This is a genomic window from Pseudomonas sp. S2_H01 (genome assembly GCF_054668305.1).
This window is the reverse complement of record NZ_CP162756.1, coordinates 1,265,130-1,291,397: the sequence shown is the minus strand read 5'-3', so window position 1 is coordinate 1,291,397 and position 26,268 is coordinate 1,265,130. Positions and strand designations below refer to the sequence as shown.

25 protein-coding genes are annotated in these 26,268 nt (G+C 59.7%); 12 read left to right on the top strand and 13 right to left on the bottom strand.

Annotated elements, in window-relative coordinates:
• Positions 1-167: 167 nt before the first annotated feature.
• The 9 genes from grxC to AB4N84_RS05715 all read right to left on the bottom strand — a co-directional run bounded on the left by grxC (position 168) and on the right by AB4N84_RS05715 (position 8,252).
• Positions 168-422: a glutaredoxin 3 gene (gene grxC / locus AB4N84_RS05755; RefSeq protein WP_074756174.1), complete on the bottom strand. Its 255-nt coding sequence runs from the start codon at positions 420-422 to the stop codon at positions 168-170.
• A 175-nt stretch (positions 423-597) separates the two neighbouring features.
• Positions 598-1,521 carry a LysR family transcriptional regulator gene (locus AB4N84_RS05750; protein WP_074756121.1) on the bottom strand — a complete coding sequence of 308 codons (924 nt, stop codon included), beginning with the start codon at positions 1,519-1,521 and terminating at the stop codon, positions 598-600.
• A 283-nt stretch (positions 1,522-1,804) separates the two neighbouring features.
• Positions 1,805-2,251 carry a cupin domain-containing protein gene (locus AB4N84_RS05745; protein ID WP_460045554.1) on the bottom strand — a complete coding sequence of 149 codons (447 nt, stop codon included), beginning with the start codon at positions 2,249-2,251 and terminating at the stop codon, positions 1,805-1,807.
• A gap of 9 nt (positions 2,252-2,260) precedes the next feature.
• Complete coding sequence (locus AB4N84_RS05740; RefSeq protein ID WP_460045553.1) at positions 2,261-2,971, bottom strand: TenA family transcriptional regulator; 711 nt, start codon at positions 2,969-2,971, stop codon at positions 2,261-2,263.
• Positions 2,971-4,266: a diaminobutyrate--2-oxoglutarate transaminase gene (gene ectB / locus AB4N84_RS05735; RefSeq protein ID WP_460045552.1), complete on the bottom strand. Its 1,296-nt coding sequence runs from the start codon at positions 4,264-4,266 to the stop codon at positions 2,971-2,973. The genes AB4N84_RS05740 and ectB overlap by 1 nt, the downstream gene beginning before the upstream one ends.
• 22 nt (positions 4,267-4,288) lie before the next feature.
• Complete coding sequence (locus tag AB4N84_RS05730; protein WP_460045551.1) at positions 4,289-4,954, bottom strand: GNAT family N-acyltransferase; 666 nt, start codon at positions 4,952-4,954, stop codon at positions 4,289-4,291.
• Entirely contained in the window at positions 4,929-6,152 is a 1,224-nt protein-coding gene (locus tag AB4N84_RS05725) for an MFS transporter (protein WP_460045549.1), read from the bottom strand. Before AB4N84_RS05725 ends, AB4N84_RS05730 begins: the two co-directional genes overlap by 26 nt.
• Positions 6,153-6,197: 45 nt before the next feature.
• The gene (locus AB4N84_RS05720; protein ID WP_074756111.1) at positions 6,198-7,127 is read right to left on the bottom strand and encodes a ThiF family adenylyltransferase; all 930 of its coding nucleotides are present in this window, start codon (positions 7,125-7,127) and stop codon (positions 6,198-6,200) included.
• A 15-nt stretch (positions 7,128-7,142) separates the two neighbouring features.
• Positions 7,143-8,252 carry an alpha/beta hydrolase gene (locus AB4N84_RS05715; RefSeq protein WP_460045548.1) on the bottom strand — a complete coding sequence of 370 codons (1,110 nt, stop codon included), beginning with the start codon at positions 8,250-8,252 and terminating at the stop codon, positions 7,143-7,145.
• A 145-nt stretch (positions 8,253-8,397) separates the two neighbouring features.
• On the opposite strand from AB4N84_RS05715, the gene AB4N84_RS05710 reads away from it, so the two are divergent.
• Entirely contained in the window at positions 8,398-9,216 is an 819-nt protein-coding gene (locus tag AB4N84_RS05710; protein ID WP_074756109.1) for an isocitrate lyase/PEP mutase family protein, read from the top strand.
• 205 nt (positions 9,217-9,421) lie between these two features.
• Here the strand turns inward: AB4N84_RS05710 and AB4N84_RS05705 are convergent, their stop codons facing one another.
• Together AB4N84_RS05705 and AB4N84_RS05700 are read right to left on the bottom strand one after the other, a co-directional pair.
• Positions 9,422-9,766 (bottom strand): cupin domain-containing protein, encoded by a 345-nt coding sequence (locus AB4N84_RS05705; protein WP_074756107.1) that lies wholly within the window; start codon positions 9,764-9,766, stop codon positions 9,422-9,424.
• Positions 9,767-9,827: 61 nt separating this feature from the next.
• Positions 9,828-10,751, bottom strand: a complete 924-nt coding sequence (locus tag AB4N84_RS05700) for a LysR family transcriptional regulator (RefSeq protein ID WP_460045546.1) — start codon at positions 10,749-10,751, stop codon at positions 9,828-9,830.
• Between the two features lie 163 nt (positions 10,752-10,914).
• Between AB4N84_RS05700 and AB4N84_RS05695 the strand changes: the two genes are divergently transcribed.
• The 3 genes from AB4N84_RS05695 (at position 10,915) to AB4N84_RS05685 (ending at position 13,548) form a co-directional block, all read left to right on the top strand.
• Entirely contained in the window at positions 10,915-11,679 is a 765-nt protein-coding gene (locus AB4N84_RS05695; protein ID WP_074756103.1) for a sulfite exporter TauE/SafE family protein, read from the top strand.
• 201 nt (positions 11,680-11,880) lie between these two features.
• Complete coding sequence (locus AB4N84_RS05690; protein ID WP_460045545.1) at positions 11,881-12,465, top strand: NAD(P)H-dependent oxidoreductase; 585 nt, start codon at positions 11,881-11,883, stop codon at positions 12,463-12,465.
• A gap of 186 nt (positions 12,466-12,651) precedes the next feature.
• Positions 12,652-13,548, top strand: coding sequence for a LysR substrate-binding domain-containing protein (locus AB4N84_RS05685; protein WP_460045543.1), 897 nt, complete (start codon positions 12,652-12,654; stop codon positions 13,546-13,548).
• Between the two features lie 164 nt (positions 13,549-13,712).
• Here AB4N84_RS05685 and AB4N84_RS05680 read toward each other — a convergent pair whose 3' ends face one another.
• Entirely contained in the window at positions 13,713-14,582 is an 870-nt protein-coding gene (locus AB4N84_RS05680; RefSeq protein WP_460045542.1) for a LysR family transcriptional regulator, read from the bottom strand.
• Between the two features lie 112 nt (positions 14,583-14,694).
• Between AB4N84_RS05680 and AB4N84_RS05675 the strand changes: the two genes are divergently transcribed.
• From AB4N84_RS05675 to ggt, 3 genes are all read left to right on the top strand, one after another.
• Complete coding sequence (locus AB4N84_RS05675) at positions 14,695-15,651, top strand: DMT family transporter (RefSeq protein WP_460045540.1); 957 nt, start codon at positions 14,695-14,697, stop codon at positions 15,649-15,651.
• A 264-nt stretch (positions 15,652-15,915) separates the two neighbouring features.
• On the top strand, positions 15,916-16,815 hold the full coding sequence (locus AB4N84_RS05670) for an NAD-dependent epimerase/dehydratase family protein (protein ID WP_074756092.1): 900 nt from the start codon (positions 15,916-15,918) through the stop codon (positions 16,813-16,815).
• Between the two features lie 298 nt (positions 16,816-17,113).
• Positions 17,114-18,781: a gamma-glutamyltransferase gene (gene ggt, locus AB4N84_RS05665; RefSeq protein WP_460045538.1), complete on the top strand. Its 1,668-nt coding sequence runs from the start codon at positions 17,114-17,116 to the stop codon at positions 18,779-18,781.
• Positions 18,782-19,106: 325 nt separating this feature from the next.
• Here ggt and AB4N84_RS05660 read toward each other — a convergent pair whose 3' ends face one another.
• A complete protein-coding gene (locus AB4N84_RS05660; protein WP_074756089.1) occupies positions 19,107-20,690 on the bottom strand; it encodes a peptide chain release factor 3 in 1,584 nt (527 codons plus the stop codon).
• Between the two features lie 333 nt (positions 20,691-21,023).
• On the opposite strand from AB4N84_RS05660, the gene AB4N84_RS05655 reads away from it, so the two are divergent.
• The 5 genes from AB4N84_RS05655 (at position 21,024) to AB4N84_RS05635 (ending at position 26,246) form a co-directional block, all read left to right on the top strand.
• Positions 21,024-21,737, top strand: a complete 714-nt coding sequence (locus AB4N84_RS05655) for an ABC transporter permease (RefSeq protein WP_074756088.1) — start codon at positions 21,024-21,026, stop codon at positions 21,735-21,737.
• Positions 21,738-21,757: 20 nt separating this feature from the next.
• Entirely contained in the window at positions 21,758-22,726 is a 969-nt protein-coding gene (locus AB4N84_RS05650; protein ID WP_083370743.1) for a glycine betaine ABC transporter substrate-binding protein, read from the top strand.
• A complete protein-coding gene (locus AB4N84_RS05645) occupies positions 22,723-23,376 on the top strand; it encodes an ABC transporter permease (protein ID WP_074756086.1) in 654 nt (217 codons plus the stop codon). Before AB4N84_RS05650 ends, AB4N84_RS05645 begins: the two co-directional genes overlap by 4 nt.
• Before the next feature lie 11 nt (positions 23,377-23,387).
• Positions 23,388-24,557, top strand: coding sequence for an osmoprotectant ABC transporter ATP-binding protein OsmV (locus AB4N84_RS05640; protein WP_460046946.1), 1,170 nt, complete (start codon positions 23,388-23,390; stop codon positions 24,555-24,557).
• A 525-nt stretch (positions 24,558-25,082) separates the two neighbouring features.
• Positions 25,083-26,246 carry a type III PLP-dependent enzyme gene (locus AB4N84_RS05635; RefSeq protein WP_074756084.1) on the top strand — a complete coding sequence of 388 codons (1,164 nt, stop codon included), beginning with the start codon at positions 25,083-25,085 and terminating at the stop codon, positions 26,244-26,246.
• Positions 26,247-26,268: the final 22 nt, after the last annotated feature.

Genomic DNA, 26,268 nt, shown 5'->3' with positions numbered 1-26,268 from the left:
GACTTGGCAGAAATGGAAACCTGCGTGAAGTCGCGGCTCAGCAGAACAACTGTGTGAGCGCATTCATTCGCGAAACGGCGTCAGGCAACAAAGGTGCGTCGCATGTGCCATTGATCGCGAATGAACTCGCTCCCACAGGGTGGTCGAGGCGTCTGAAACGACGATGCTTAACCCGCCAGCAGCGCGTCCAGCTCGCCTCTCTGTTGCAGCAGGGCCATGTCGTCGAAACCGCCGATGTGGCGCTCGCCGATGAAGATCTGCGGCACGGTGCGACGACCGCTGCGCTCCATCATGATGGTGCGCTGTTCCACTGAGGTCTGGACGCTGATCTCGTTGTAGCTCACGCCCTTGGCCTTGAGCAGGCTCTTCGCGGCAGCGCAATACGGGCAGGTGTTGGTGGTGTAGAGAGTGACTTCAGACATGATCATTAAGCTCCGGGGCGGCTGGTAGACGACAGCCTTGGGCGATAAGGACAAGAGCCCGTCAATCGGTTGAGCCCTTGTGATGGTTCCCATGTTATGCCCGGCGCCCTGCTTTTCGGCGTCTGAAAGTCGCCACTATGCGACAGATCGTCTAAATAAGACGCAAAAGGCGGGATCAGAACAGGCTCTGTCTCATCAACGGTTCGCTGTGCTGCCTGTTCGAGACGAGCTGGTCGCAACTGGCATTGATGCACGCTTTGATCTTCGCGGACACCTGCGACAGGGTGTGTTTCGGAATGCGCTCGTAGTTCGCCACGGTGCTCATTTCAATGCGCGGCAGTTCAGGCAACAGCGAGCTGTCGATCACGGGCGTTTTTTTGGGAATCAGCGAGCGTTCGCTGACGCCGATGCCTGCGCCGGCATTGATCGCATTGAACACTGAAAAGTTGGAGTCAGAGGTAAAGCTCACGCGCGCCTCGATGCCCGCCATCCTCAACGCATTGACCGAGATCTCGCGACAGATGCAGCCTTCCGGGAAGTGCACCAGGGGCAAGGGCTGGCCCGGCTGCATCAACTCTTCTTCACCGATCCAGCTCAATGCTTCATAGCGAATGTGTTCCGAGTTGGCCACGAGTTGACCTTCGGGCGTGGCGATGATCGCCATGTCGAGGTTGCCGTGTTCGATGTCGGTCATCAGCAGCAGCGACGTCTTGCAGGTCACGTTGAGGTGAATGGTCGGTTCCATCGAGTTCAGCGAACGGATGATGTCGTGCAGAAAGAACAGCGAGTAGTCGTCGGGCAGGCCCAGACGCAGTTCGTAGGCATTGACCTTGTCCTTGAGCCTGAACAGGTTGTCGTTCATGGTCAGGATTTTTTCGGCGGTCATCAGCACTTCTTCGCCAATCGGCGTCAGTCTGAAACCGTGATCGCCGCGCACGAAAAGCTGCAGATCGAGCAGCTCTTCCAGCTTTTTGATTTGCATGCTGATGGCCGGTGGCGTCTTGCAAAGGGCGGCGGATGACCGAGTGATGCTGCGGGTTTCGCTGACCGATTTGAAGGTGCGCCAGAGGTTGGTATCAACATCGAAAATTCGAGACATGCTGTTTTTCCTGGAATGGCTGATCCTTGGCGGTTGAAATCAGTCCATTACCCGCGTTTTCTTGTGGTGGCTTGAATGATCGCGCCGGTCTGCGCCGTGCGTTTGGCCGTGTCTGTAAACGCGCTCATGGTGAGCCGTTTACCCGGTGATGTGCAAGTGCTAGCAAGGTGGGAAAACATGACATTCGTCGCGTAAATACCATTCAAGAACAACGCGCGCACATGCACGAACAGGCCGTATTAACCGGCCTGAACGGTGCAAATGAGAAGCAACTGAAAAGGGGTCAGCCTTGCTCTCGCAACGCGATGCCCAATGTCTGTAACAGAGGGGTGTTTTCACACGCGAGGTAGGTCGCTTCTGCCGTTTCACTGGTGTTCACGTGTTTATGCCATTGCCAGACCGGAATGTAGATCGCATCACCCGCCGTCCAGGCGACGTGGGTTTCGCCGATCAGTGAAAAACCCGATCCGGAAGTGATGTACATCAGCGTTTCGTAGTTGTGGCGCTGCAAGTCTGAACCCTGCAACGGGCGCAAGATGCCCACGCTCATGTTCATCGTCCTGGCCGGCAGGCTCACAGGGTGCACCTCGGGTTTGCGCGAATTGATCCGGGAGGCGTTCAGCTTGAGCCGTCCCGATTCGCGTACCGACTCGTGCAACAGGCGTTCATGCCGGTCCAGTGACTCAAGGCTGGACGGGATGGGGCTCGACAGAAATCTGTGTTGGGTCATGATCGTCTCTCACATGTCGTCGAGGAATTCGAGGCGTGCCTGAATCATCAGGAACGCGGCGTGCCTGACCACTTCGAACAGCGTCGGCTTTTCGATGATCAATCGCGAAAGAATAGCCAGCAGGGTGTCGGCATGGCCGTCGTCGCATTCGATGTGCAGGGTGAAGAACTTCAAGTCCTCAAGGGCGACACCCTGTTTGACCAGACCGGTGACGATGTCGCTGTAGAGCGACGGCACGATGGCTTCTGCGCCCAGGCACAGCGCGGACAGCCCATAAACGCCCTCCGGCTGCTTGCAGAAATTCATCATCGTGTTGATCAGGCGCTGCGTCGAAGGCCGCGCCGGGAAGGCGTCCAGTTGCAGGTCGAAGTTGAGCAGCATGTCGCGGTAAATCTGTGAATGAGGCGGTTCGCTGACCTCGCCAAATCCCATCTCCTCAAACAGGTTGTCGAGCAGGTGCAGAATGTCTTCGTTGGACTCCAGGTTGGCCATCAACTGACAGATGTAGCGCGTGAAATGCCGGCTGTACTTGCCCTGCTGCACCATGAAGGCTTTCAGCCGGTCGAGCGACGCCAGTCCGTTGCGGCATTCGATCAGAAACGGATGCCGCGAGATCTGGTCGATCATCTCCTCTTTCAGTTGCGCGAGTTCCTGAAGGATGAAGTCGCTGTCGTTCTGATGGGCGTACGGCATGTCGAAGCGTTGGGTCATGTTGTTCATCAAGCGATCCCTCGCAGGGCGGTGGCAGTCGGTGTAGGGACGCAGAGGACATTCAGGCAGGCCTGCTGCAGCTTTTCCAGACCCAGGGTCAGGGTGTGGGCGTCGATGGTCAGAGGTGGCATCAGCTTCAGCACCTCGCTTTGCGGACCGCAGGTTTCCACCAGCAGCCCTTGTTCGAGGCAGGCGCTGACGAGTCGGCTGGCGGTGTCGGGGTCACTGAATTTCAGGCCCATGAACAGGCCCCGTCCCACGACCTGCGCGGTGCCGGGCGAGGTCTGCGCAACCAGCGTTTCCAATGCCGTGCGGATTAGCCGCGAGTACACGCCGATGGTGTCTTGCAGCCGGGTGTCCTGCCAGTAATCCAGTGCCGCGCAGGCCGTGACGAATGCCGGGTTGCTGCCACGAAACGTGCCGTTGTGTTCGCCGGGCGCCCAACAGTCGTGCTCGGGTTTGATCAGCACCAGTGACATGGGCAGTCCGTAACCGCTGATGGATTTCGACAGGCAGACAATGTCCGGCGAGATGCCCGCGGGCTCGAAGCTGAAAAAGCTGCCGGTGCGCCCGCAACCTGCCTGAATGTCATCGATGATCAACAGCGCACCGAGGTCTTTGCACAGCTGCTCGATTCGTTTTAGCCAGTGCGTCGAGGCGCAGTTCAAACCCCCTTCGCCTTGAACGGTTTCGAGGATGATCGCCGCCGGTTTTTCATACCCGCTGCCAGCGGTGCTGTAGAGGGTTGCGATGATGTCGGCGCTGTCGATGTCCGGGCCGAAGAAACCGTCGTACGGCAGGCGCACCACGTTCGACAATTCCACGCCGCCTGCGCCGCGCTTATCGGCGTTGGCGGTCGCGGCCAGTGCGCCGAGCGAGACGCCGTGAAACGCGTGGGTAAACGCTGCGACAGTGGATCGGCCGGTGGCTTTGCGCGCCAGCTTCAACGCGGCTTCCACGGCATTTGTTCCGGTCGGGCCGGTGAATTGCAGTTTGTAGTGCAGGCCGCGCGGCTTGAGGATCACCTGCTCGAAGCGCTCGATGAACCGGGATTTTGCGTCGCTGTGAAAGTCCAGCGTGTTGGTCACGCCGTCCTGCTCGATGTACGCCAGCAGCTGTTTTTTCAGGTGCGGGTTGTTGTGCCCGTAGTTCAGGGAACCCGCGCCGGCAAAGAAGTCGACATAGCTCAGTCCATGGACATCGGTCAGGGTTGCGCCGCGGCCGGTGGCGAATATCACGTCGCAGTCCCGGCAATAGGAACGTACGTTGGATTCAAGCTGGTAGATGGAGGTCGAGGTGTTCATAGGTTCCGTCCTGTGCAGCGCGTCAGCCTGCATTGCGCATCATGATGTAGTTGCCCAGCCCGTTGTCCTGGCCATAAAAGATCGACAGCATGTCTTTGATGTCCAGGTGCAGGACCGTGCATTCCGAGGCCTCTTTGAGCTCATCGCGAAAGCGGATATTCAGGTCCTTGAAGCCCATCTGCACCAGCGCCTTGATGGGCGTGGTCCGGGTGTCGAGGAAGCAGTTGGCAAGCACGTTGTAGTTCTTCTCCTTGAGGCAATGATGCAGCGCGGCTTTCACCAGCGCGGCAAAGACGCCATGGGGATAGGCCGCGAACTTTTGATCGCGGTAGCGCGCAGGGACCATCAGCCTTGCGCACTCGACCAGCGAGCCCTGCGCGGCGTGGCGCAGGGCTGTGATGTCGATGAAGTTCTCCACCGGCAGTCCCTGCACACTGTCGATCACCATGCGCATGACGCCGACCGGTTCGCCTTCGCTGCCGGTGGCCAGCAGGTACACCGACGCGGCGTGAAAGCGATCGTTGCGTGGGTCGGTGTTGGTTTCATCCAGCCAGCCGAGTTCTTCTTTGTAGACTTCCTCCCAGATGGCCTGGACCTTGGCCAGATCCGCTTCGGTGCTGGCGATGCAGACCTGATTGATGCGCCGCGTCGGCACCGGGAAATCAAGTGGCAGAGTTGATGTGGTCATAGTGCGAACCCCAGAGTTTGTAGATGTACGAGATGGCGGCGATGGCCAGGATCATGACCGTCGCGGTGATGACGCCCACCGACGTGGCTTCCCAGTACTCGAGCAGCGTGCCCAGCAGAAACGATCCAACCGGGTTGCCGCCCATGAAGAACAGCATCAGCAGCGCCAGCACTTGCGCCTTGTTGCGCGCGGGGGCGTTTTCCTGAATCAGGGTCTGGCCCATGCTCAGCGCGATGCCGCCCAAAAACCCCCAGCCAAACAACAGCGTAAGCAGCAGCCAGCGGTTGAAGACGCAGGGCATGACGACCAGGACAAGTGAGGCCAACAGGCTGCTCACGATCAGCGTGCGTTGCTTGCTCTGCACGCCCCCGGCGAGCACCAGCGTGGCGATGGATGCGATCAGCCCGACCATGAACACGATGTTCGCGGTCGCCAGCAGAGAAGCGTCGTAGCCTGGCAGTTGAGACAGGTGCAGCGGCATGACGACGAAGTATGAACCCAGGAAAAACACCCCGATCAGCCCGTTGAGCAACAGCACCGGAAAGATCACCGGGTGATTCACCGAGAAGCGAAACGCCTCGCGGGTCTCGGTCAGCAGGTCCGACTGCGGCTTGGCCAAGGTCGTTGTGGAGATCCGCGCCACTGAAACCGAGGCGGTCAGAAACAGCACCGCGAGGAGCAGGAACATCACGCTGACGCCGACCCAGGAGACCAGTCCGCCCAGGGCATAACCCACCACCTGAATACCGAACTCGATGCCAATATTGATCGTGACGATTTTCTGCAACTGCCGCTGGCCGAGCACGTTGAGCCAGGCTTCCCGGGCCGGTGCGCAGAAGGCGGAGAGCACGCCGAACAGCAGCGAGTAGATCAGCACCATCGGATAGCTCAGCGAACCTTGAAAGCACCAGGCCGCGAACAGCAACGCAACCATCGCAGCGATCAGGTAGAGGCGCGTCAGCAGGCGACGCAGCGGGTGACGGTCCGCCAGGTAGCCGCCGTAAATCACCAGCGCCAGCACCGGGAGCATCAGGCACATCTGCGCCACGCCGAACTGAAAGGGCGAGGCATGAAGAACGCTGATCAGCACCCAGGGCAGGAAAATGCTCTGAATGCCCACGCAGATGAACCACAAGCCCGATCCTGTGAGGAACAAACCAATGTCGCGTGTTTCGTGAAGACGGGTTGTCGCGTTCAAGGCACATACCTCGGTGTGGCCCCCGCGTACGAGGGCCGTTGAGCATCAGGCGATGTTGAAGTGCTTCCGGTGTTCGTCCGGGTTGGCCCATTCGCCGTTGAACTCGTAGATCCCGTTGTCGAAGGTCGAGCCGTCGAACCAGTAGTACTTGGGCATGGCGGGCAGCGGTGTGCTGTAAGGCGCGCCTTCCAGGTCGCAGAGCATCAGGGTCGAGCGGCAGAGGATCAGGTAGTGCGAGGCGGTGGGCGCGATGGACAGGATCGGCACGTTGCCGGTGTCCTGCATCCAGCCGTAGATGTCCGGGATGCTCGGGAAACGGGGCTGATAGGACGCCTGCAGCTTGACCAGCTTGTCGACGAGGTCGGGTGTCATCTGCACGTCTTCGGGAATCCCGTAGAAGTCCTCCAGGGTCAGCCCGTCCTTTTCGAACTTGTAGATGTTCGCGCCCCAGCCGACCACCGACGACGCGAGCATGCCTTTGCACTTCTCCGATTTGCGGTAGGCGCGGTGCAGGGCATAGCGTTCGCCGATGCTGTAGAAGTCCATCTGGTCGAGCACCAGGTCGCAGTTCTCCACGAAGGCGTCGGCAGTGTGTTTCTGGATGCCTTCCGGAAAGACTTCGATGGTCACGTCGCCGGCCAGCTTGTGCACCTCTTCGGCGACCACCAGCGCTTTGTTGCGGCCGACGGTGTTCACCGAGGCGCCGAACTGGCGGTTGATGTTGCTGATCTCGAAAGAATCGGGGTCGGCGATCTTGATATGGCGCACGCCCAACCGGGCCAGCCCCAGCGCAACGGCGCCGCCAATGCCGCCTGCGCCTGCCACACCGACCACCGCGTTGGACAGCTTGGCCTGATTGGCGACCTGCTCAAGCACAGTGTTGCCCAGGAAACAGCCGCTTCGGGATACCCGTTCGTCGTAGATTTTCTCGTTGAAGACGCCTTCCAGCGTCACGATGCGTGCTTTCTTCAGCATGGTCTTGCTCCTTGATTAATTGCGGCCGCCGCAGAAATTGCAGGTCAGCGTCTGCGGGGTATAGGGTCCGTCGAGGAAAAGTTGAACTTCGCGATACAGTTCAAAACGCTTCTTTTCAAACAACATGGCATGCGTGCCTTTATCAATTAACACCGAGCGCTTACTGGGGGCGTTAGTCAGATGGCTGTATAACCAGTCGGTGTCTTCGCGCGGGGTTAAAACATGGTCGTAATCACCGCGTGTAATGAGCACGGGTACTGTCACTTTGGCCGGGTCCCAATAAGTACCGTGCCAGGCGTCGTAGATGTCTTGAGCGAATCCACCGGGTACTTTAATCGTGCCTTGTCGGGTGCCGCGCTCTGACAAAGAGTCGCTCGGCCAATGCGTGATGAAGTCGTCTTCCAGCTGCACGTCGGTGCCTTGCGGCCGATCATCGGTGAGCATGGCGAGGCGCTTGTCCATGGGGATTTCGTAGAAATTCAGGCTCGGTCGGTCAGCGCTGCCGAACAGGCCTTTGATGACGGCCGGGTCGATGGTGTCGCGGCGCACGATGGGCGAGTTGAAGACCACCTTGTCCAGCTTTTCCGGGTGTGCGGTGACGTAATAGCCCACGGGAATCGCGCCGCGCGAGGTGGCGATGATCGTGAGTTTCCGTGCGCCGCTTTGCTTGAGGATGTAGTCGACGGCCGCGTCCAGCACGGGCACCAGACTCTTGGCATTGCCCACCGGATCCGTGGTGGTGCTGGCGTCCGGCTTGCGCATCTCGGGGTAGTCGTCGGAGCGGCCATAACCGGGCAAGTCCACCACCCACGCATCACGTCCGGAGTTGGCGACATCGCCAGACCAGGAATAACCGTCAATGGGATAACCGGCGGACAACTTGCCGGAAATCGTCGCGCCGTGAACAAATAAAACCACTTGGGATTCTTTGATCATTGCGCGGTGCGGGCCACGGGCTTTGTCTTCCCATAGTGCGATATTAAGCGCAGAGTCCGGCAGTTTTAACGTATGAAGTTTCGAACTTTCCGTGGAGAGGGAAGTTGATGTTTTGACGGGTTCGACTTGTGCGGCAAACGTCAATGTACAGGCGAGTGAAAGCAATAAAGCGGTTGCAGTCCGTTTCATGGAAAGGCGTCCAGGGCGTTAGGTGGGGCAAGACTTTCACGATCCCCGGCCCCTGTCTGTTCACGTTTTTTTAAACGGATTAATTTTTTCTGAATGGGTAATAAACGGCCCGGCCCTTAATCTTGCGTTCAGGGGGAATTTATCCATGAATGCGAGCAAACGATTCAACGACTTACACCGGCCTGACAGCCCACTTTTCGTGATGCCCAACGCGTGGTGCGAGGGGAGTGCGCGTCTGATTGAGCAATTGGGTTATCCGAGTGTGGGGACGACCAGCGCGGGCATTGCCTTTATGCGAGGGTACCGCGACTCGTCGCCAGCCATGGACGACGAAATGAAGTTCGAGGCACTGGACCGCATCGTGCGCGCGGTCCAGATCCCGGTGAGCGCGGACCTTGAAAACGGTCTGGCAAGAACGCCGGAAGGGGTGGAGAGCAATTTCCGACGCATCTCGGACATCGGCTGCGGTGGGGCGTCCATCGAGGACATCGCTGATTACAGCGACCCGAAAGCGCCGGTCTTCTTCAATGTCGAGCAAGCCTGCGAACGGGTCGGCGCGGCGTGTGAAGCGGTGCGCACCCGCAACCCCAACTTCGTCGTGACCGCACGCACCGACTACCTGCTTGGGCAGCACGACTATTCACTGAGTGAAGTCATCAAGCGACTGGCGGCTTTTGAAGCGGCGGGCGCCGATTGTCTGTTCGCGCCAGGGCTGCGCAGCATGGAAGACCTGAAGACCGTGCAGAGCGAGCTGTTCAAACCGCTCAACGTCCTGCCGGCACCGCGCATGACCATTGACCGTTTGCGAGCGGCCGGTATTCAGCGGGTCAGCCTGGGCAGCTCGTTGTTCCGCGCGGCCTATAAGCAGATCTCGATGGTGTTGGCGGAACTGGATCAACTGACCGGGCTGGACTACATGCAGCGGGCGCTGCCGCTAGAGCATCTGGACAGAGTCATGCGTTGACGCGTGGTGGGTCAGTCACTGCCGATGGCACTGACCCACTGTTTTCTTCAGGATGTCGCCCAGACCAAGCTCGTTCCTACAGGCTTGATGTCATCCGCGAGGCACCGGAACGACGCGAAACCTGTAGGAGCAGTCGGAGGTTACGAGGGTCTGGGCCGCACTTCGGACGAACGCGATGGTTCAGCCACCCTGATGATTCAGCCGATCAGGCAAACACGAAATACTTGCGCACGGTTTCCACGACTTCCCACGTGCCTTTCATGCCTGGTTCGATGATGAACTTGTCACCGGCTTTCAGGTGAATCGGGTCTTTCCCTTCCGGGGTGATGATGCAATAGCCTTCCTGGAAGTCGCAGTATTCCCACTTCACGTATTCCACATACCATTTGCCCGGTGTGCAGATCCAGGTGCCCATGATCTTTTCGCCGTCGGCGCTGGTGTAGGCGTTGAGGTTGACCGTGTGCGGGTCGCCGCCGATGCGTTCCCATTTGCAGGCGTCGACGACGGGCAGTGGCGTGGTGTCGCGAAGAACGATGATCGGGTTGCTCATGACAGCTCCAGAAAAGGTGGCGAAAGTTGCGCTCGCACACCTTAGGGGTGCCGTTGTCGCGTCAGTTGTCTGAGCTCGACATCGGTGTGCCCATAAACGCAGTTTCCGGGGCCAGGTGGCGCAACAACGCGTTGATGTATTCAGGCAGTCGCCCGAAATCAGGCGCGCACAGCAACAGCGTACGGTCGGCCCAGCGGTCGCTCAGCGGCACGCTTTTCAGTTGGCCGGCTTGCTGAAAGCGTTCGATGGCGGCCTGGGGTACAACACCCAGACCGGCGCCACGCACCACCATGCGCATCACCCCATCGAAACTCTCCGCGCGCACGCGGGTTTTCAGTCGACGCCCCAGGTGCAGCGCCTGTTCTTCGAGGTAGATCGCCATGGCATTGTTGACCCCAAGCCCGACGAACTCGTGATGCAGCGTCTGACTGAAACGCAGGCTGTCGTGACCCGCCAGTGGATGATTCGACGGCATGATCAGCGTCAGCGGGTCAGTGCAGAACGGTACGGTTTGCAGGTCGCTGGCGTCGACGGCGTCGGAAATGATGCCGATGTCAGCCGTGCCATGACGCACCGCATGCAGAATGCGCAGGCTGGGGTGTTCTTCCAGATGGATGTCGATGTTGGGATGACTGGCAAGAAAGTCGGCCAGACGTTCAGGCAGGTGCTCGCTCAGGGCAGATGTGTTGCACAGCAAGCGGATCTGGCCCTTAAAGCCTTGCGCGTAGTCGGTGAGGTCAGCCTGCAGGCGTTCGACCTGCTGCAGGATCAAGCGTGCATGCTGAGTCAGGGCCTTGCCAGCGGCGGTCGGTGTGACCCCGCGTCGGCCACGTTCGAGCAGCGCGATGCCCAGTGAAGATTCCAGCCCTCGAATCCGTGCGCTGGCCGAGGCCAGAGACAGATGACTGTGCGCGGCGCCGGCCGTGATGTTGCCGGCTGCGGTCACGTTGAGGAAAAGCTTCAGGTCGATCAGGTCGAAGTGCATGGGTTTGCTGCTCAGGAAAGGCGCGCGAAATCACGGACAAACATTGAACCCGGTGGGAACGTCACTCGAAGGTGCAGCACAAGCACGAGGTTCTGTTAAAAGCGAAGGCTGACTCAATATATCGCAGATTTTCAAACCCGGCGGACCGGCGCAGGATGCGCCGATGACGACCTTTTTCTCGCTGTACCAAAACATCGGCTGGGGCCTGACTATTCTGGTGTTGGTCGCCTTCCTGCTGGCGGGCACCGTCAAGGGTGTGATCGGTATGGGCCTGCCCACGGTCGCCATGGGGCTACTGGGCATGGCTATGTTACCGACACAGGCTGCCGCGTTGCTGTTGATTCCTTCGACCTTCACCAATGTCTGGCAACTGGCGGCGGGCGGGCACTTGCGCAGTTCCCTCAAGCGGTTGTGGCCGTTGCTGGTCATGATCGCGGTGGGGACTGGGCTGGGGTCGTATGGATTGGGAATGGGCGGTGCGCATTCGATGGGGCGTGCACTCGGTGGCGCGCTGCTCGTTTATGCACTGTGCGGCCTGTTCCTGCCGCCGCTGAAAGTGCCACCTCGTGCTGAGCCCTGGCTGGGCCCGCTGTGCGGCTTGATCACCGGACTCATCACCTCGGCCACCGGCGTGTTCGTGATTCCCGCCGTGCCTTATATCCAAGGGCTGGGACTGGATCGCAATCAACTGGTGCAGGCGCTGGGCCTGTCTTTCACGGTGTCCAGCCTGGCGTTGGGCGCCGGGCTGTTCTGGAACGGCGCACTGGGCGGCGCGCAAATGAGCGCCTCGCTGTTGGCAGTGGTCCCTGCGCTGATCGGCATGATGCTCGGCCAGTGGCTACGTCAGCGCATCAGCGCCTCGCTGTTCAAGCGCGTTTTTTTCACTGGAATGGCCCTGTTGGGCCTGCATCTGTTAATCAGCGGTTAAATGCCAAGAGCGTATTAAAAGTCAACAATGCCGTATTGATTCGTGCGTTTATGGCAAATGTTTTTTGCCTCAGCCCTGCTTATTTCAGCCCCGTCGAATCGATATCCTGCTGCCCATCCCTATTCCCCCTCTCTTATTACTGACGCTCGAACGCAATCCTCTTCGGTGAGGGCTGACGGCCGGGCCACGACGAGGCTTTCAATGAAAAAAATCCTGTTCATCAACGGCGGCAAACAATTCGCTCACTCGGAAGGTCGTTACAACGCCACGTTGCATGATGCTGCGTTGGCCTTCACCGACCGCGCCGGCTTTGATGTAAAGCAGACCTTCATCGACGGTGGTTACGACGTCGCCGAAGAAGTGCAGAAATTTCTCTGGGCTGACGTCATCGTCTGGCAGATGCCGGGCTGGTGGATGGGCGCGCCGTGGACTGTGAAAAAGTACATCGACGAGGTGTTCACCGAAGGCCATGGCAGCCTGTACGCAAACGATGGCCGTACCCGCTCCGACCACTCGCAGAAGTACGGCAGCGGTGGTTTGTTGCAGGGCAAGCAGTACATGATTTCCGCGACCTGGAATGCACCGCAGCAAGCCTTCGACGACCCGACCGATTTCTTCGAAGCCAAGGGCGTGGACGCGGTCTACTTCCCGTTCCACAAGGCGAATCAGTTCCTGGGCATGACCGGTCTGCCGACCTTTCTAGCCGTGGACGTGATGAAAGTGCCGAACATCGAAGCCGACGTGAAACGCTACGAGGCGCATCTGGCCTCGGTCTTCGGGGTCTGATTCGACGCAGCGTCACCAGGTCTACGATGCCAAGTTCAGGCCTGTCCGGCCGCAGAACTGCTTCTTTGACGGTTTCGGTTTGATGGGAGTGGCGTGAATCTAGCGCGCTGAAAGGGATGTCATGCGTCGCGTGGCTTTTGCGAAAAACGAGGCTAATCTGCAGGCAGTTTTGAGCGGAGGACAACAGTGAAAGCCAGATCCGATGAGTTACAGGTGTTCGTGTCGGTTATCGAAAGCGGCTCTATTTCGGCCGCTGCCGAGCAGATTGGCCAGACGCCTTCGGCCATCAGTCGCACCTTGTCGCGACTGGAGGCCAAGCTCGACACCACGCTGATCAACCGCACGACACGCCGCATGGACCTGACCGAGGAAGGCAAGTTTTTCCTGGAACGGGCCAAGCAGATCCTGGGGCAGATGGAAGAGCTGGAAGAGCGCATGTCGCATCGGCAGCAGACGCCCTCCGGGCGGTTGCGGATAAACGCGGCGTCACCGTTCATGCTGCATTCCATCGTCCCGTACGTGGCTGAGTTCCGGTCGTTGTACCCGGACATTCAGCTGGAACTGAACAGCAACGACCTGATCATCGACCTGCTGGAACAAAGCACGGACGTGGCGATACGCATCGGCACGCTGGCGGACTCGACGCTGCACGCGCGTTCTCTGGGCACCAGCCCGTTGAACATCCTCGCCAGTCCCGATTACCTGAAGGAACACGGCACGCCCAGGACCGTTGAAGCGTTGAGCGGACATTCCTTGTTGGGGTTCACCCAGACCGAAACGTTGAACCACTGGCCGTTGCGCCATGGGGATGGCGATCGCCTGTTCATTCACCCGACCGTGTCCGCGTCCAGCGGCGAAACGTTGCGCCAGTTGGCCTTGGCAGGCGAGGGCATCGTCTGCCTGTCGCACTTCATGACCCACGAGGACATCCGCTCGGGACGCCTGAAGGTCATTCTGCCGCACGCCAACAGCGGCTATCGCCAGCCGATTCACGCGGTGTATTACCGCAACTCGCAACTGGCGCTGAGGATTCAGTGTTTTCTGGATTTCATTCAGCAGAAGCTGGCGAATTATGCGGCGTAAGGTTTCGTCGAGACAGGGCGGGGCAAACGCGATCCTGTGGGAGCGAATTCATTCGCGATTGGTCGGCATGGTCGACATGTCTCTGTCGACTTCACGGCCATCTCGCGAATGAATTCGCTCCCACAGGTCTGCATCAGAGCGACTTGAACCGGCGGTCATGCGCTTCAAATCCCACTGAACTCCGCCCTCAACATCTCCACGAACGCTTCACGTGCGGGGTGATGCTCGGCGTTTTCGTGCCAGTAGAACAGGTTGTCGATGGAGGTCAGCTCCGAGAATTCGTAACCGACCCAGCCCGAGCCTTTGTGGTATTGCTCGAACACGCCCTTGGGCACCAGCGCGACGCCCGCGCCGGCACTGACACAACCGACGATGGTGCCGTAGCTGGCGATGCTGATGATCGGCTGGGTCTGCCCGTTGTTCAGCAACCAGCGTTCGAGCGCCGCGCGATAAGGGCAACCCTCCGGCCACATGAAAATCGACTTGCCTTGCAGGTCCGCCGCGCTGCGAATCGGTCCCAGGGATTCGGCGGCAATCAACACCAGGTCCTCGCGGTACATCGACGTTCGCTTAAGCCGTGGCCGTTTGACGTCGATGGCGACAATCGCGCCGTCGAGCTTGTGGTTCACCGTGGCCTCCAGCAATTGCGGGCCTGTGCCGGTGGTCAATTCAAGTGACACGTCCGGGTAACGCGCGTGAAAGCGTGCAAGCAATCGAGGCAAGCGTGACGTGGCGGACGATTCGATGGCGCCGATGCGCAACGGCCCGGACGGCGCGGCATCCGGGTGCACCGCGCGCTTGGCTTCTTCGGCGAGGCTGAGCATGCGGCCCGCGTACGTCAGGAAGATTTCCCCCGCCGGGCTGATGCGCAGCCCGCGACCATGGCGGAAAAACAATTCGGTCCCCAGTTCGCTTTCCAGCGCTTTGATGCGCGCGGTGATGTTCGACGGTACGCAGTGCAGCACCTCGGCGGCACGCGCGATGCTGCCGGTGTCGGCGACGGTCTTGAACATACGAATCTGGGCCAGTTCCATGCATCACCTAAAGTGAATGGTTGAGTCATTATTGTTCGGTTGTGGTGAGCATAGGTTGTTTCGATACTCTCAGCCAAGCGCGGGCAAAACGCTCGCGGACGGGAGCATCGACATGAACGTGGTGAGTGAACCGGTTGCAGGCGTGAGCGGTTCTGACGGTTCGGGTGTGCGTTGGCAGGGGCTCAAAGTGGCGCTGGCGACGTTTTTCGTGGTGGCCTGCTGGGGCTTTTCGCCGACCGGAATTCGCATCGGCTTGCAGGGGTATGACCCCGGCCATCTGGCCCTGCTGCGCTTTATCATTGCTTCGGTCTTCATGGCGATCATCGCCTCTTCACTGCGCATCTCCCTGCCGCGCCTTAAAGACCTTCCGCTGCTGGGTGTGCTCGGCTTCTTCGCCGTCAGCCTGCACCACATTGCGCTGAACTTCGGCCAAGCCGGCGTCACGGCGGGCGCGTCCAGCGTGTTGATTCAATCAATGCCGCTGTTCACCGCCTTGCTCGCACACTTTGTGTTCAAGGAACGCGTCAGCGCCTGGCGCTGGACCTGCGTGGCGTGGGGGCTGGTGGGCGTCGCGATTGTCATCACCGGTGACCGTGGGTTTGGGCACATTGATGTGCGCGGGCTGCTGGTCTTGCTCGCGGCGTTTTCCTGGAGCGTGTATTTCTCGCTGCAAAAGCGTTACAGCCACCGTTATGACGGCCTGACCATGGTCTGTTACACCGTCTGGGCAGGGACGTTTTTCTTATTGATTTACCTGCCCGGGCTCATGGGCGAAATCGTCAATGCGCCGTTACGGGTGAACATCGCTGTGGGAGTTTTGGGGTTTTTCCCCAGTGCGCTGGCGTACCTGGCGTGGGCGTATGTGCTCAAACACATGGACGTCAGCCGCGCGTCGATGAGCCTGTATCTGACCCCGCCCATGGCGATCGCCATTGCCTCGGTGCTGCTGGGTGAAATGCCCTCGGCAATGGTGATCGTGGGGTCGTTGGTGGTACTGAGTAGCGTGCTGGCGCTGAACCTGCGGCGGGAGCGAGTGACACCTGTCCCGATTCTCCAGCCGGATCGATGAGCACTGTGGGCGCTGTCGGAGGTGGCGATGGTGGCGGATGCGGTGTGTCAGAAAGGCCGCTTTCGCCGCCGTCGTAACCTCCGGCAGCTCCTACAGGATTTGCAGTGCCTGCAGGATGGGCAGTGCATACCGGAAGCGAACGGCGCCCGATGGCTGAGTGTTATTCGTGATCTGCAGGCAATAGTCATTTGGCCTGACCTGCCTTTTTCGTAATGAATCACGCGCCGATACTGAGTCCATCACTTACTCAGCAGGAGTCCTCTCATGAACATCTTCATAACCGGCGCCGCAGGTTTTATCGGTGGCTCCATCGCAACCGGCCTGGTCAAGAAAGGTCATCACGTTACCGGGCTGGTGCGCAGCGCCGAGCAGGCGGACGAGCTGGACGCGCTCGGCATCGTCCCGGTGATCGGGACGCTGGATGACACCGCCCTGCTGATCGAGCAAGCCCGTAAAGCCGATGGCGTGATCAACGCCGCCAGCAGCGATCACCGGGGAGCGGTCGAGGCGCTGATCGAGGGGTTGAAGGGCTCGAACAAGCCGTTTCTGCACACCAGCGGTTCGAGCATCGTCGGTGATGCCTCCGGCGGCAAAGGCACCGACGAGGTCTACTACGAAGGCCAGTTGCCCGCTGCGACGCCGGACAAGGCCGCGCGCGTGGCCATTGACGATCTGGTGATCGCCGCAGCCAAAGAGGGCGTGCGTTCGGCGGTGCTGTGCAACACGCTGATTTACGGCCACAGCCTGGGCGTCGATCGTGACAGCGTGCAGCTGCCGCGTCTGGTCAAGCAGGCACGCAAAAGTGGCGTGGTTCGTCACGTCGGCACCGGCGGCAACATCTGGTCCAACGTGCACATCAATGACGTGGTCGAGCTGTATGCGCTGGCCCTGGAAAAGAGTCCGGCGGGCACCTTCTACTTCGTCGAAAGCGGCGAAGCCTCGTTCCTCGACATGAGCAACGCCATTGCAGAGGCTCTGCACCTGGGCAGGGCGCAAGACTGGCCGTTGAAGGATGCCGAAGCGGAGTGGGGTTACGAAATGGCCAATTACGGCCTGGGCTCCAACAGCCGGGTGCGCGGCAAGAACGCTCGCGAGTTGCTGGGCTGGTCGCCCAAGACGACGTCGGTGCTCGACTGGATCAAGCACGACATGCTCAAAGCCTGAGTCGCCAACCTGTAGGAGCGCGCTTGCCCGCGATCTGCCGCGCAGCGGCAGTAAAACCGGTTGATGCGGTGCGTCAGTGCAGCCGGATAAGACGTTTCTACGACTGCTGCGCAGCCGATCGCGGGCAAGCGCGCTCCTACCGTTACGCGCAACGGCGGCCACCTTCGGGTGGCCGTTTGCGTTTACGGGAAGTTTCATCATTAATGAGCGACTGGACCTTTAGTCTCGTCAGCGTTCAGACAGCTTCCATACAGCACGCGCGTACGAAGCTGTCGCCTCCGCTCATTAAGGAAGCCCTATGCGAGTCGTGACACTCAAGACCCTCGCCTTGTCGGTCATCTTTGCCGTCAGTTCGCCCGTGTACGCCGTTGTGCTGGAAGGTGGGGCCGTTGCAGCGCCTGACCAGTACGGCGCCGACGTCGCCGCGCAGATCCTGAAAAAAGGCGGCAACGCCGTCGATGCGGCAGTCGCCACAGCGTTCACCCTGGCCGTGACCTATCCCGAAGCCGGCAACATCGGCGGCGGCGGGTTCATGACCCTGTTCATGAAGGGTAAGCCTTACTTTCTCGACTACCGCGAAACCGCACCCAAAGCCGCCAGCCGCACCATGTACCTGGATGAGAAAGGCGACGTGATCCCCGGCATGAGCCTGGTGGGCGCGCGCGCATCCGGGGTGCCCGGCACGGTGATGGGGTTGTGGGAAGCGCATCAGAAGTTTGGCAAGCTGCCGTGGGCCGAGTTGCTGACACCCGCCATCGGCTACGCCAAAAACGGTTTCAAAGTGGCCGACAAGCAATACCTGTATGGCGAAGCCGCGATCAAACAGCTCGAGGGCAAGACCAACTTTGGCGACTACTTCGGCGGGATGAAAGCAGGCGAGACGTTTCGTCAGCCGGAACTGGCCAAGACGCTTGAGCGGATCGCCGACAAGGGCGCGAACGAGTTTTACCAAGGCGAGACAGCCGACCTGCTGGTCGCGCAGATGCAGCACGACAATGGTCTGATTACCCGGCAGGATCTCGCTGACTACAAGGCGGTATGGCGCAAGCCGCTGCGCGTCAACTTCGACGGAAACACCCTCTACACCGCGCCACTCCCCAGCTCGGGCGGTGTGGCTTTGGCGCAGTTGATCGGCATCAAGCAGCAGTTGAGTGACGACTTCAAGGGCGTGCCACTCAACTCTGCGCGTTACATTCACCTGTTGGCGGAAATCGAAAAGCGGGTGTTCGCCGACCGCGCCAACTACTTGGGCGACCCTGACTTTTCACAGGCGCCCGTGAGCCAGTTGACCGACCATGTGTACCTGGTTCAGCGCGCCCATGAAGTTAACCCGAACGCCATTTCTCCCACCGAGCACATCAAGCCCGGGCTTGAATCGCACCAGACCACGCACTTTTCCATCGTCGACTCCAAAGGTAACGCAGTCAGCAACACTTACACCCTGAACTGGGATTACGGCAGTGGTGTGGTGGTCAAAGGCGCGGGCTTTTTGATGAACGACGAGATGGACGATTTCAGCGCCAAACCGGGTGTGGCCAATGCCTTTGGCGTGGTGGGCGGCGATGCCAACGCCATCGAGCCGGGCAAGCGCATGTTGTCGTCGATGAGCCCAAGCCTGGTGACACGCGACGGTGCCGTGACGCTGGTGCTGGGAACGCCGGGCGGGTCGCGGATCTTCACCACGGTCTTTCAGGTGCTGAACAACCTTTACGATTTCCACATGCCGTTGAAGGACGCCGTGGCCGCGCAACGTGTTCATCACCAGTTGCTGCCGAAGGACACGATCTTCACCGAGAAATTTGCGCCATTGCCTACGCCGGTGGCCGAAGAGCTGAAGACCATGGGCTACACCCTCAAGGATCAGGGCTGGTCGATGGGCAACGTGCAGGCGATCAAGATCGACGGCACGAAAGTCGAAACGGCGTCGGATCCGCGAGGCAGAGGAGTGGGGAGGGTGGTGCAGTAAGCGTGTCGGGCACGATCAAGACAGGTTTCCAACAATCCCTGTAGGAGCGCGCTTGCCCGCGAATGGCCGGTACATCCGACGCACATCTGTTGTCCGTACTCAAGCATCGCGGGCAAGCGCGCTCCTACAGGGGGTGTGTCGGCGGCGAAATTACGCCGCCCTACAAACCACTGTGGGAGTGAGCTTCATGATCGTTCCCACGCTCTGCGTGGGAATGCATCCCTGGACGCTCCGCGTCCGCAGCAGGGTGACGCGGAGCGTCACGGTCGGCATTCCCACGCGGAGCGAGGGAACGTTCATGGCAGGTCTATTGCGGTGCCAGCGCTTAGTGATGCTCACGCGTCGCACGGAATTTGATGTCCGGCCAGCGCTCTTCCATCAAGGCCAGGTTGACCCGGGTAGGCGCCAGGTAGGTCAGGTGACCACCGCCGTCCACTGCCAGGTTTTCCACCGCCTTGTTCTCGAATTCCTCGAGCTTCTTCTTGTCGCTGCTGTCGATCCAGCGGGCTGACCACACGGTGATCGGCTCGTAGGCGCATTCGACCTTGTACTCTTCCTTCAAGCGACTGGCGACCACATCGAACTGCAGCACACCGACGGCGCCGAGGATGATGTCGTTGCTGCGTGTCGGGAAGAACACCTGCGTGGCGCCTTCTTCGGCCAGCTGTTGCAGACCCTGACGCAATTGCTTGGATTTCAGCGGGTCCTTCAGGCGGACGCGACGGAACAGTTCCGGCGCGAAGTGCGGGATTCCGGTGAAGCCCAGCGCTTCGCCTTCGGTGAAGGTGTCGCCGATCTGGATCGTGCCGTGGTTGTGCAGACCGATGATGTCGCCGGCGTAGGCTTCTTCCAGCTGTTCACGCTCGCTGGAGAAGAACGTCAGCGCATCGCCGATACGCACATCTTTGCCCGTACGGACGTGGCGCATTTTCATGCCCTTGTCGTACTTGCCCGAGCAGATGCGCATGAAGGCGATACGGTCGCGGTGTTTGGGGTCCATGTTCGCCTGGATCTTGAACACGAAGCCTGAGAACTTCTCTTCGACCGGCTCCACGGTGCGCTCGTTGGCAACCCGCGGCAGCGGCAGCGGTGCCCAGTCGACGACCGCGTCCAGCACGTGATCGACACCGAAGTTGCCGAGTGCCGTACCGAAGAACACCGGGGTCAGCTGACCGTCGAGGAACTCCTGCTGATCGAAGGTGTGGCAGGCGCCCTGCACCAGCTCCAGTTGCTCGACGAAACGGTCGTACTCATCGCCCAGGTGGGCGCGGGCCTCGTCGGAGTCCAGATTCTGGATGATCTTGGTTTCGGTGCGCTCATGACCGTGACCGGCGGTGTAGACGATGATGTAGTCGTCGGCCAGGTGATAAACGCCCTTGAAGTCGCGGTAGCAACCGATCGGCCAGGTGATCGGCGCGGCCTTGATCTTCAGGACCGCTTCGATCTCGTCCAGCAGCTCGATCGGGTCGCGGATGTCGCGGTCCAGCTTGTTGATGAAGCTGACAATCGGCGTGTCGCGCAGACGGCAGACGTCCATCAGTGCGATGGTCCGCGGCTCTACGCCTTTACCGCCGTCGAGCACCATCAGCGCCGAGTCCACGGCGGTCAGGGTGCGGTAGGTGTCTTCCGAGAAGTCTTCGTGACCCGGGGTGTCGAGCAGGTTGATCATGTGTTCGCGATACGGGAACTGCATGACCGACGTGGTAATGGAGATACCACGCTGCTTCTCCATTTCCATCCAGTCGGAAGTGGCATGGCGATCGGATTTACGGGATTTGACCGTACCGGCGACGGCAATGGCCTTGCCCATCAGCAGCAGCTTTTCGGTGATGGTGGTCTTACCGGCGTCCGGGTGAGAAATAATGGCGAAAGTGCGGCGTTTCGCGACTTCGGCGGCCTGTCTGGTCATGGGAAATCGCCCGAGAGGTGATTCAAAAAAGGGCCGGGATTATAGCCTAAATGAAGGCGATAACCGAACCGTTCAGTCGATAAAGGGTGGCCAAATAGCATCTCACGTGGGAACCTTTCAGACCGTGGAGACGTCCACTCCCCCGTAACGACACGTTGCAGGGGCTGCAAAATCAGCAAGTTAGCTTGACGAAGCTGCGCTCATGGCTTGTGTTTTCGCCGAGGTTCAACCCTCTCCGGCGACCCACCCGCTGCTCTTCGCGAACGTTCGCAGACTGCCTGACAAGGCCAGCTCCATGCGAGGCGTTCGCCGACTGAAATAAGGAGTCCGCCCGTGGCTAATCGCTATGGCAAGGGGCTAATGGGAGGTGTGATTGTCATCGCACTCCTGGCCCTGCTGGTCCAATGGATCGGCATCAGTACTATCAGGCAGTATCAGGACGATCTGCTGTTTTATCTGCAAGCTCACGTGATGCTGGTGCTGGCATCGATGCTGGCGGCACTGGTGGTCGGAATCCCGACCGGCATTGTTCTGAGCCGACCGAACATGGTTGGCCGGGCCGAACGCTTCATGCAGATCTTCAACATCGGTAACACCGTTCCTCCTCTCGCGGTTCTGGCCATTGCTCTGGGTGTCCTGGGTATTGGCAGCGGACCTGCCATCTTTGCGCTGTTCCTCGCCTCGCTGTTGCCCATCGTGCGCAACACCTACGAAGGCCTCAAAAACGTTCAGGGTTCCCTTAAAGAAGCCGCCACCGGCATCGGCATGACGCCGCGTCAGGTGCTGTGGCGCGTCGAGCTGCCCAATGCCGTGCCGATCATCATCGGTGGCGTTCGGGTTGCCCTGGCGATCAACGTCGGCACCGCGCCGCTCGCCTTCCTGATCGGCGCCAACAGCCTTGGCAGCCTGATCTTCCCTGGCATCGCCCTGAACAATCAGCCGCAACTCGTACTGGGTGCCGCGTGTACCGCGTTGCTGGCCCTGTTCCTCGATGGCGCCGTGACGCTGGCAAGCCGTCTTTGGCTGGAACGTGGCCTCGCTCGTTGAGCGCAGAGAAAGGAATTCGCATGAAGAAGTTATGCACATTGATACTGGGCGCCGGCCTGTTGTTGTCCGGATTTGTCCAGGCGGCCGATGCACCGGCCGAGCGACCGCTGCTGCGCATTGGCGCGCGGGTCTTCACCGAGCAGACCATCCTCGCCGAGCTCACCGCGCAATACCTGCGAGACAAGGGGTATCAGGTCCAGATCACCGGCGGCCTGGGGAGTAACCTGGCGCGCAGTGCGCAGGAAAGCGGCCAGCTCGACATGCTTTGGGAGTACACCGGGGTCTCGCTGGTGTCCTACAACCATGTAAACGAAAAGCTCGATAGTGAGCAGACCTATCAGCGGGTGAAAGAACTCGACGCGAAGAAAGGCTTGGTCTGGCTATCGCCGTCCAAGTTCAACAACACCTATGCCTTGGCGCTGCCGGACAAGATCGCCCGCCAGTACCCGCAGATCAACAACATCTCCGAACTGACCACTGTGCTCAAGGATGAGGCCGATAAGGATCATATCGTCGCCCTCGACACTGAGTTCGCCAATCGCTTCGACGGGCTGGTGGGTATGGTCAAGCACTACGACATGAACCTGAGCCGTGAAAACACGCGCCAGATGGACGCCGGTCTGGTGTATACCGCGCTGCGCAACGGTCAGGTGTTCGCCGGGCTCGTCTACACCACCGACGGCCGGCTGAATGCCTTCAAGCTCAAGGTGCTGGACGACGACAAGCACTACTTCCCGGACTACACCGCAGCGCCGGTGATCCGCAAGGAATTCCTGGACAAGCACCCACAACTGGCCGAACAACTCAAGCCGCTGGCGGCCTTGCTGGATAACCAGACGATGATTGATCTGAACGCGCGCGTGGATGTCGATCACGAAAGTCCTACCGTCGTGGCCGCCGACTTCCTGCGCGCGCATCCGATCAACCCTTCCGCTGAAAGCGTGCCGATCAAGCAAACGCCAGTAGAGCAGCAGGAGAAGAAACTATGAGCCTCCTTAGCGCTTTCTCCCATCTGGACTGGAATCAGGTCCTGCACCTGACCCTGCAACACATCACGCTGGTGGGCATCGCAGTGTCGCTGGCCATTCTGGTGGGCGTGCCGTTGGGCGTTTTCATGACGCGCTTTCCGGTGCTCGCCGGCCCCTTGCAGGCCAGCGCCACGGTGCTGCTGACCATCCCGTCGATTGCCTTGTTCGGCCTGCTGCTGCCGTTCTACTCGAAGTTCGGCCAAGGCCTGGGCCCGATGCCGGCGATCACGGCCGTGTTCCTTTATTCACTGTTGCCCATCATGCGCAACACCTACCTGGCGCTGACGGGTGTCGAGCCGGGCATTCGTGAAGCCGCGAAAGGCATCGGCATGACCTTCGGTCAGCGCCTGCGCATGGTCGAGCTACCGATTGCCGTGCCCGTGATTCTCGCCGGTGTGCGCACCGCCGTGGTCATGAACATCGGCGTCATGACCATCGCGGCCACCATCGGTGCCGGTGGCCTTGGCGTACTCATCCTCGCTTCCATCAGCCGCAGCGACATGTCGATGCTCATCGTCGGCGCCGTACTGGTCAGCATTCTGGCCATCTTCGCTGACCTGCTTCTGCAATGGCTGCAACGCTCGCTGACTCCAAAAGGATTGCTCAAATGACTGTCAAAACCATGATCGAACTTCAAAACCTCTCCAAAACCTTCCAGAGCAACGGCAAGGAAGTGAAGGCTGTCGATTCCGTGAGCCTGACCGTCAACGAAGGCGAGATCTGCGTCTTCCTCGGCCCGTCGGGCTGCGGCAAAAGTACGACGCTGAAAATGATCAACCGCCTCATCATGCCAACCTCCGGCAAGGTGCTGATCAACGGCGAAGACACCACTCAGCTCGATGAAGTGACCTTGCGTCGCAACATTGGCTACGTGATCCAGCAGATCGGCTTGTTCCCGAACATGACCATCGAAGAAAACATCGTGGTCGTACCTAAACTGCTGGGCTGGGACAAGCAGAAGTGCCACGACCGTGCCCGCGAACTGATGAGCATGATCAAGCTTGAGCCCAAGCAGTACCTGCACCGTTACCCGCGTGAACTGTCGGGTGGTCAGCAACAGCGGATCGGCGTGATTCGCGCATTGGCGGCCGATGCGCCGTTGTTGCTGATGGACGAACCGTTCGGCGCGGTCGACCCGATCAACCGCGAGATGATCCAGAACGAGTTTTTCGAGATGCAGCGCGCGCTGAACAAGACCGTGATCATGGTCAGCCACGACATCGACGAAGCCATCAAACTGGGCGACAAGATCGCGATCTTCCGCGCGGGTAAACTGCTGCAGATCGATCACCCGGACACCTTGCTGGCTCATCCTGCTGATGACTTCGTCAGCAACTTCGTCGGTCAGGACAGCACCCTCAAGCGCCTGCTGCTGGTGAAAGCTGAAGATGCGGCGGATAACGCGCCTTCCGTCAGCCCGGAAACGCCGGTCGCCGATGCGCTGGAGATCATGGACGAACAGGACCGCCGCTACGTGGTGGTCACCGACGCCGACAACAAGGCCATGGGCTACGTGCGCCGCCGCGACCTGCATCGCCAGAGCGGTACATGCGAGCAATACCTGCGTCCGTTCAACGCCACTGCGGCATACGACGAGCACCTGCGCATCCTGTTGTCGCGCATGTACGAGTTCAACCGTTCATGGCTGCCGGTGCTCGACGCCGAGAACGTGTTTCTGGGGGAAGTGACGCAGGAGTCGATTGCGGCCTATCTCAGTTCAGGCCAGTCGCGAGGCATGAAGACCAGCATCGTTTCGCCAGCGGAAGTGGCAGAGCAGGTGGCATCGGTTTGAGGTAAGGGATCAGGTGCGTTACTCGCGCCTGACCTGACGCCCTCGCGAATGAATTCGCTCCCACAGTAGGAATGTATGTTTTCTGTGGGAGCGAATTCATTCGCGAACGATGTCGCAAGGCACCTCTTTTTACCGGTCGGGTACCGAACGGGAGATAGAAGGCATCGCCTGCTTCGGCGAGCCACGGGAACATCGTCCTGTCACATCGGTCGGTTACTACAGGGTGATGAAACAAACGCGAATGCCCGTCTGGCAAAAACGGGCAGAAAAGCGACATTTTTTGTTGATCTTGAACCCCTCAGGTCCTAAAGTTCGCGCCGAACGTCCATGCTGGAAACGATCCATCCGGCTCAAGTACTGACGACGAGACAGCAAGGCCAAGGGAACCCGCGTCCCATGGCCTTTTTGCTTTCGGCGAACAGCCTTGGGAAGTAGGCGAACCAAAGTGGGGATACGGAGGACGTTCAAGAGGGCAAGGCCCTCACACCCATTGTTTTTTACCGTTTGCCAACAGGAGTCCCCCGCATGTCGATTCAGGTCGAAGACTATTTCGAGAAAAGCACCTTCGAAAAAATGAAGGCGTTTGCCGACAAGCAAGAAACCCCGTTCGTGCTCATCGACACCGCGATGATCAGCCAGGCCTATGACGACCTGCGCGCCGGTTTCGAATTTGCCAAGGTTTACTACGCGGTCAAGGCCAACCCTGCCGTCGAAATCATCGACCTTCTGAAAGAGAAAGGCTCGAGCTTCGACATCGCCTCGATCTACGAGCTGGACAAAGTGATGGACCGTGGCGTTGGCCCGGATCGCATCAGCTACGGCAACACCATCAAGAAGTCCAAGGACATTCGCTACTTCTACGAGAAGGGCGTGCGTCTGTACGCGACCGACTCCGAAGCCGACCTGCGCAACATTGCCAAGGCCGCTCCGGGCTCGAAAGTCTACGTGCGCATCCTCACCGAAGGCTCGACCACGGCCGATTGGCCTTTGTCGCGCAAATTCGGTTGCCAGACCGACATGGCCATGGACCTGCTGATCCTGGCCCGTGACCTGGGTCTGGTGCCTTACGGCATCTCGTTCCACGTGGGTTCGCAACAGCGCGACATCAGCGTGTGGGACGCCGCGATTGCTAAAGTGAAGGTCATCTTCGAACGTCTGAAAGAAGAAGACGGCATCGAGCTCAAGCTGATCAACATGGGTGGTGGCTTCCCGGCCAACTACATCACCCGTACCAACAGCCTGGAAACCTACGCTGAAGAAATCATCCGCTTCCTCAAAGAAGACTTCGGCGATGATCTGCCGGAAATCATTCTGGAGCCAGGCCGTTCGTTGATCGCCAACGCCGGTATTCTGGTCAGCGAAGTGGTGCTGGTTGCGCGCAAATCGCGTACCGCGGTCGAGCGCTGGGTGTACACCGACGTGGGCAAGTTCTCCGGCCTGATCGAAACCATGGACGAAGCCATCAAGTTCCCGATCTGGACCGAGAAGAAAGGCGAAGTCGAAGAAGTCGTGATCGCTGGTCCAACCTGCGACAGCGCCGACATCATGTACGAGAACTACAAGTACGGCCTGCCGCTCAACCTGGCCATCGGTGATCGCCTGTACTGGCTGTCGACCGGCGCGTATACCACCAGCTATAGCGCTGTGGAGTTCAACGGCTTCCCGCCATTGAAGTCCTTCTACATCTAAGTGTGATGCCGCAACGCAAAAA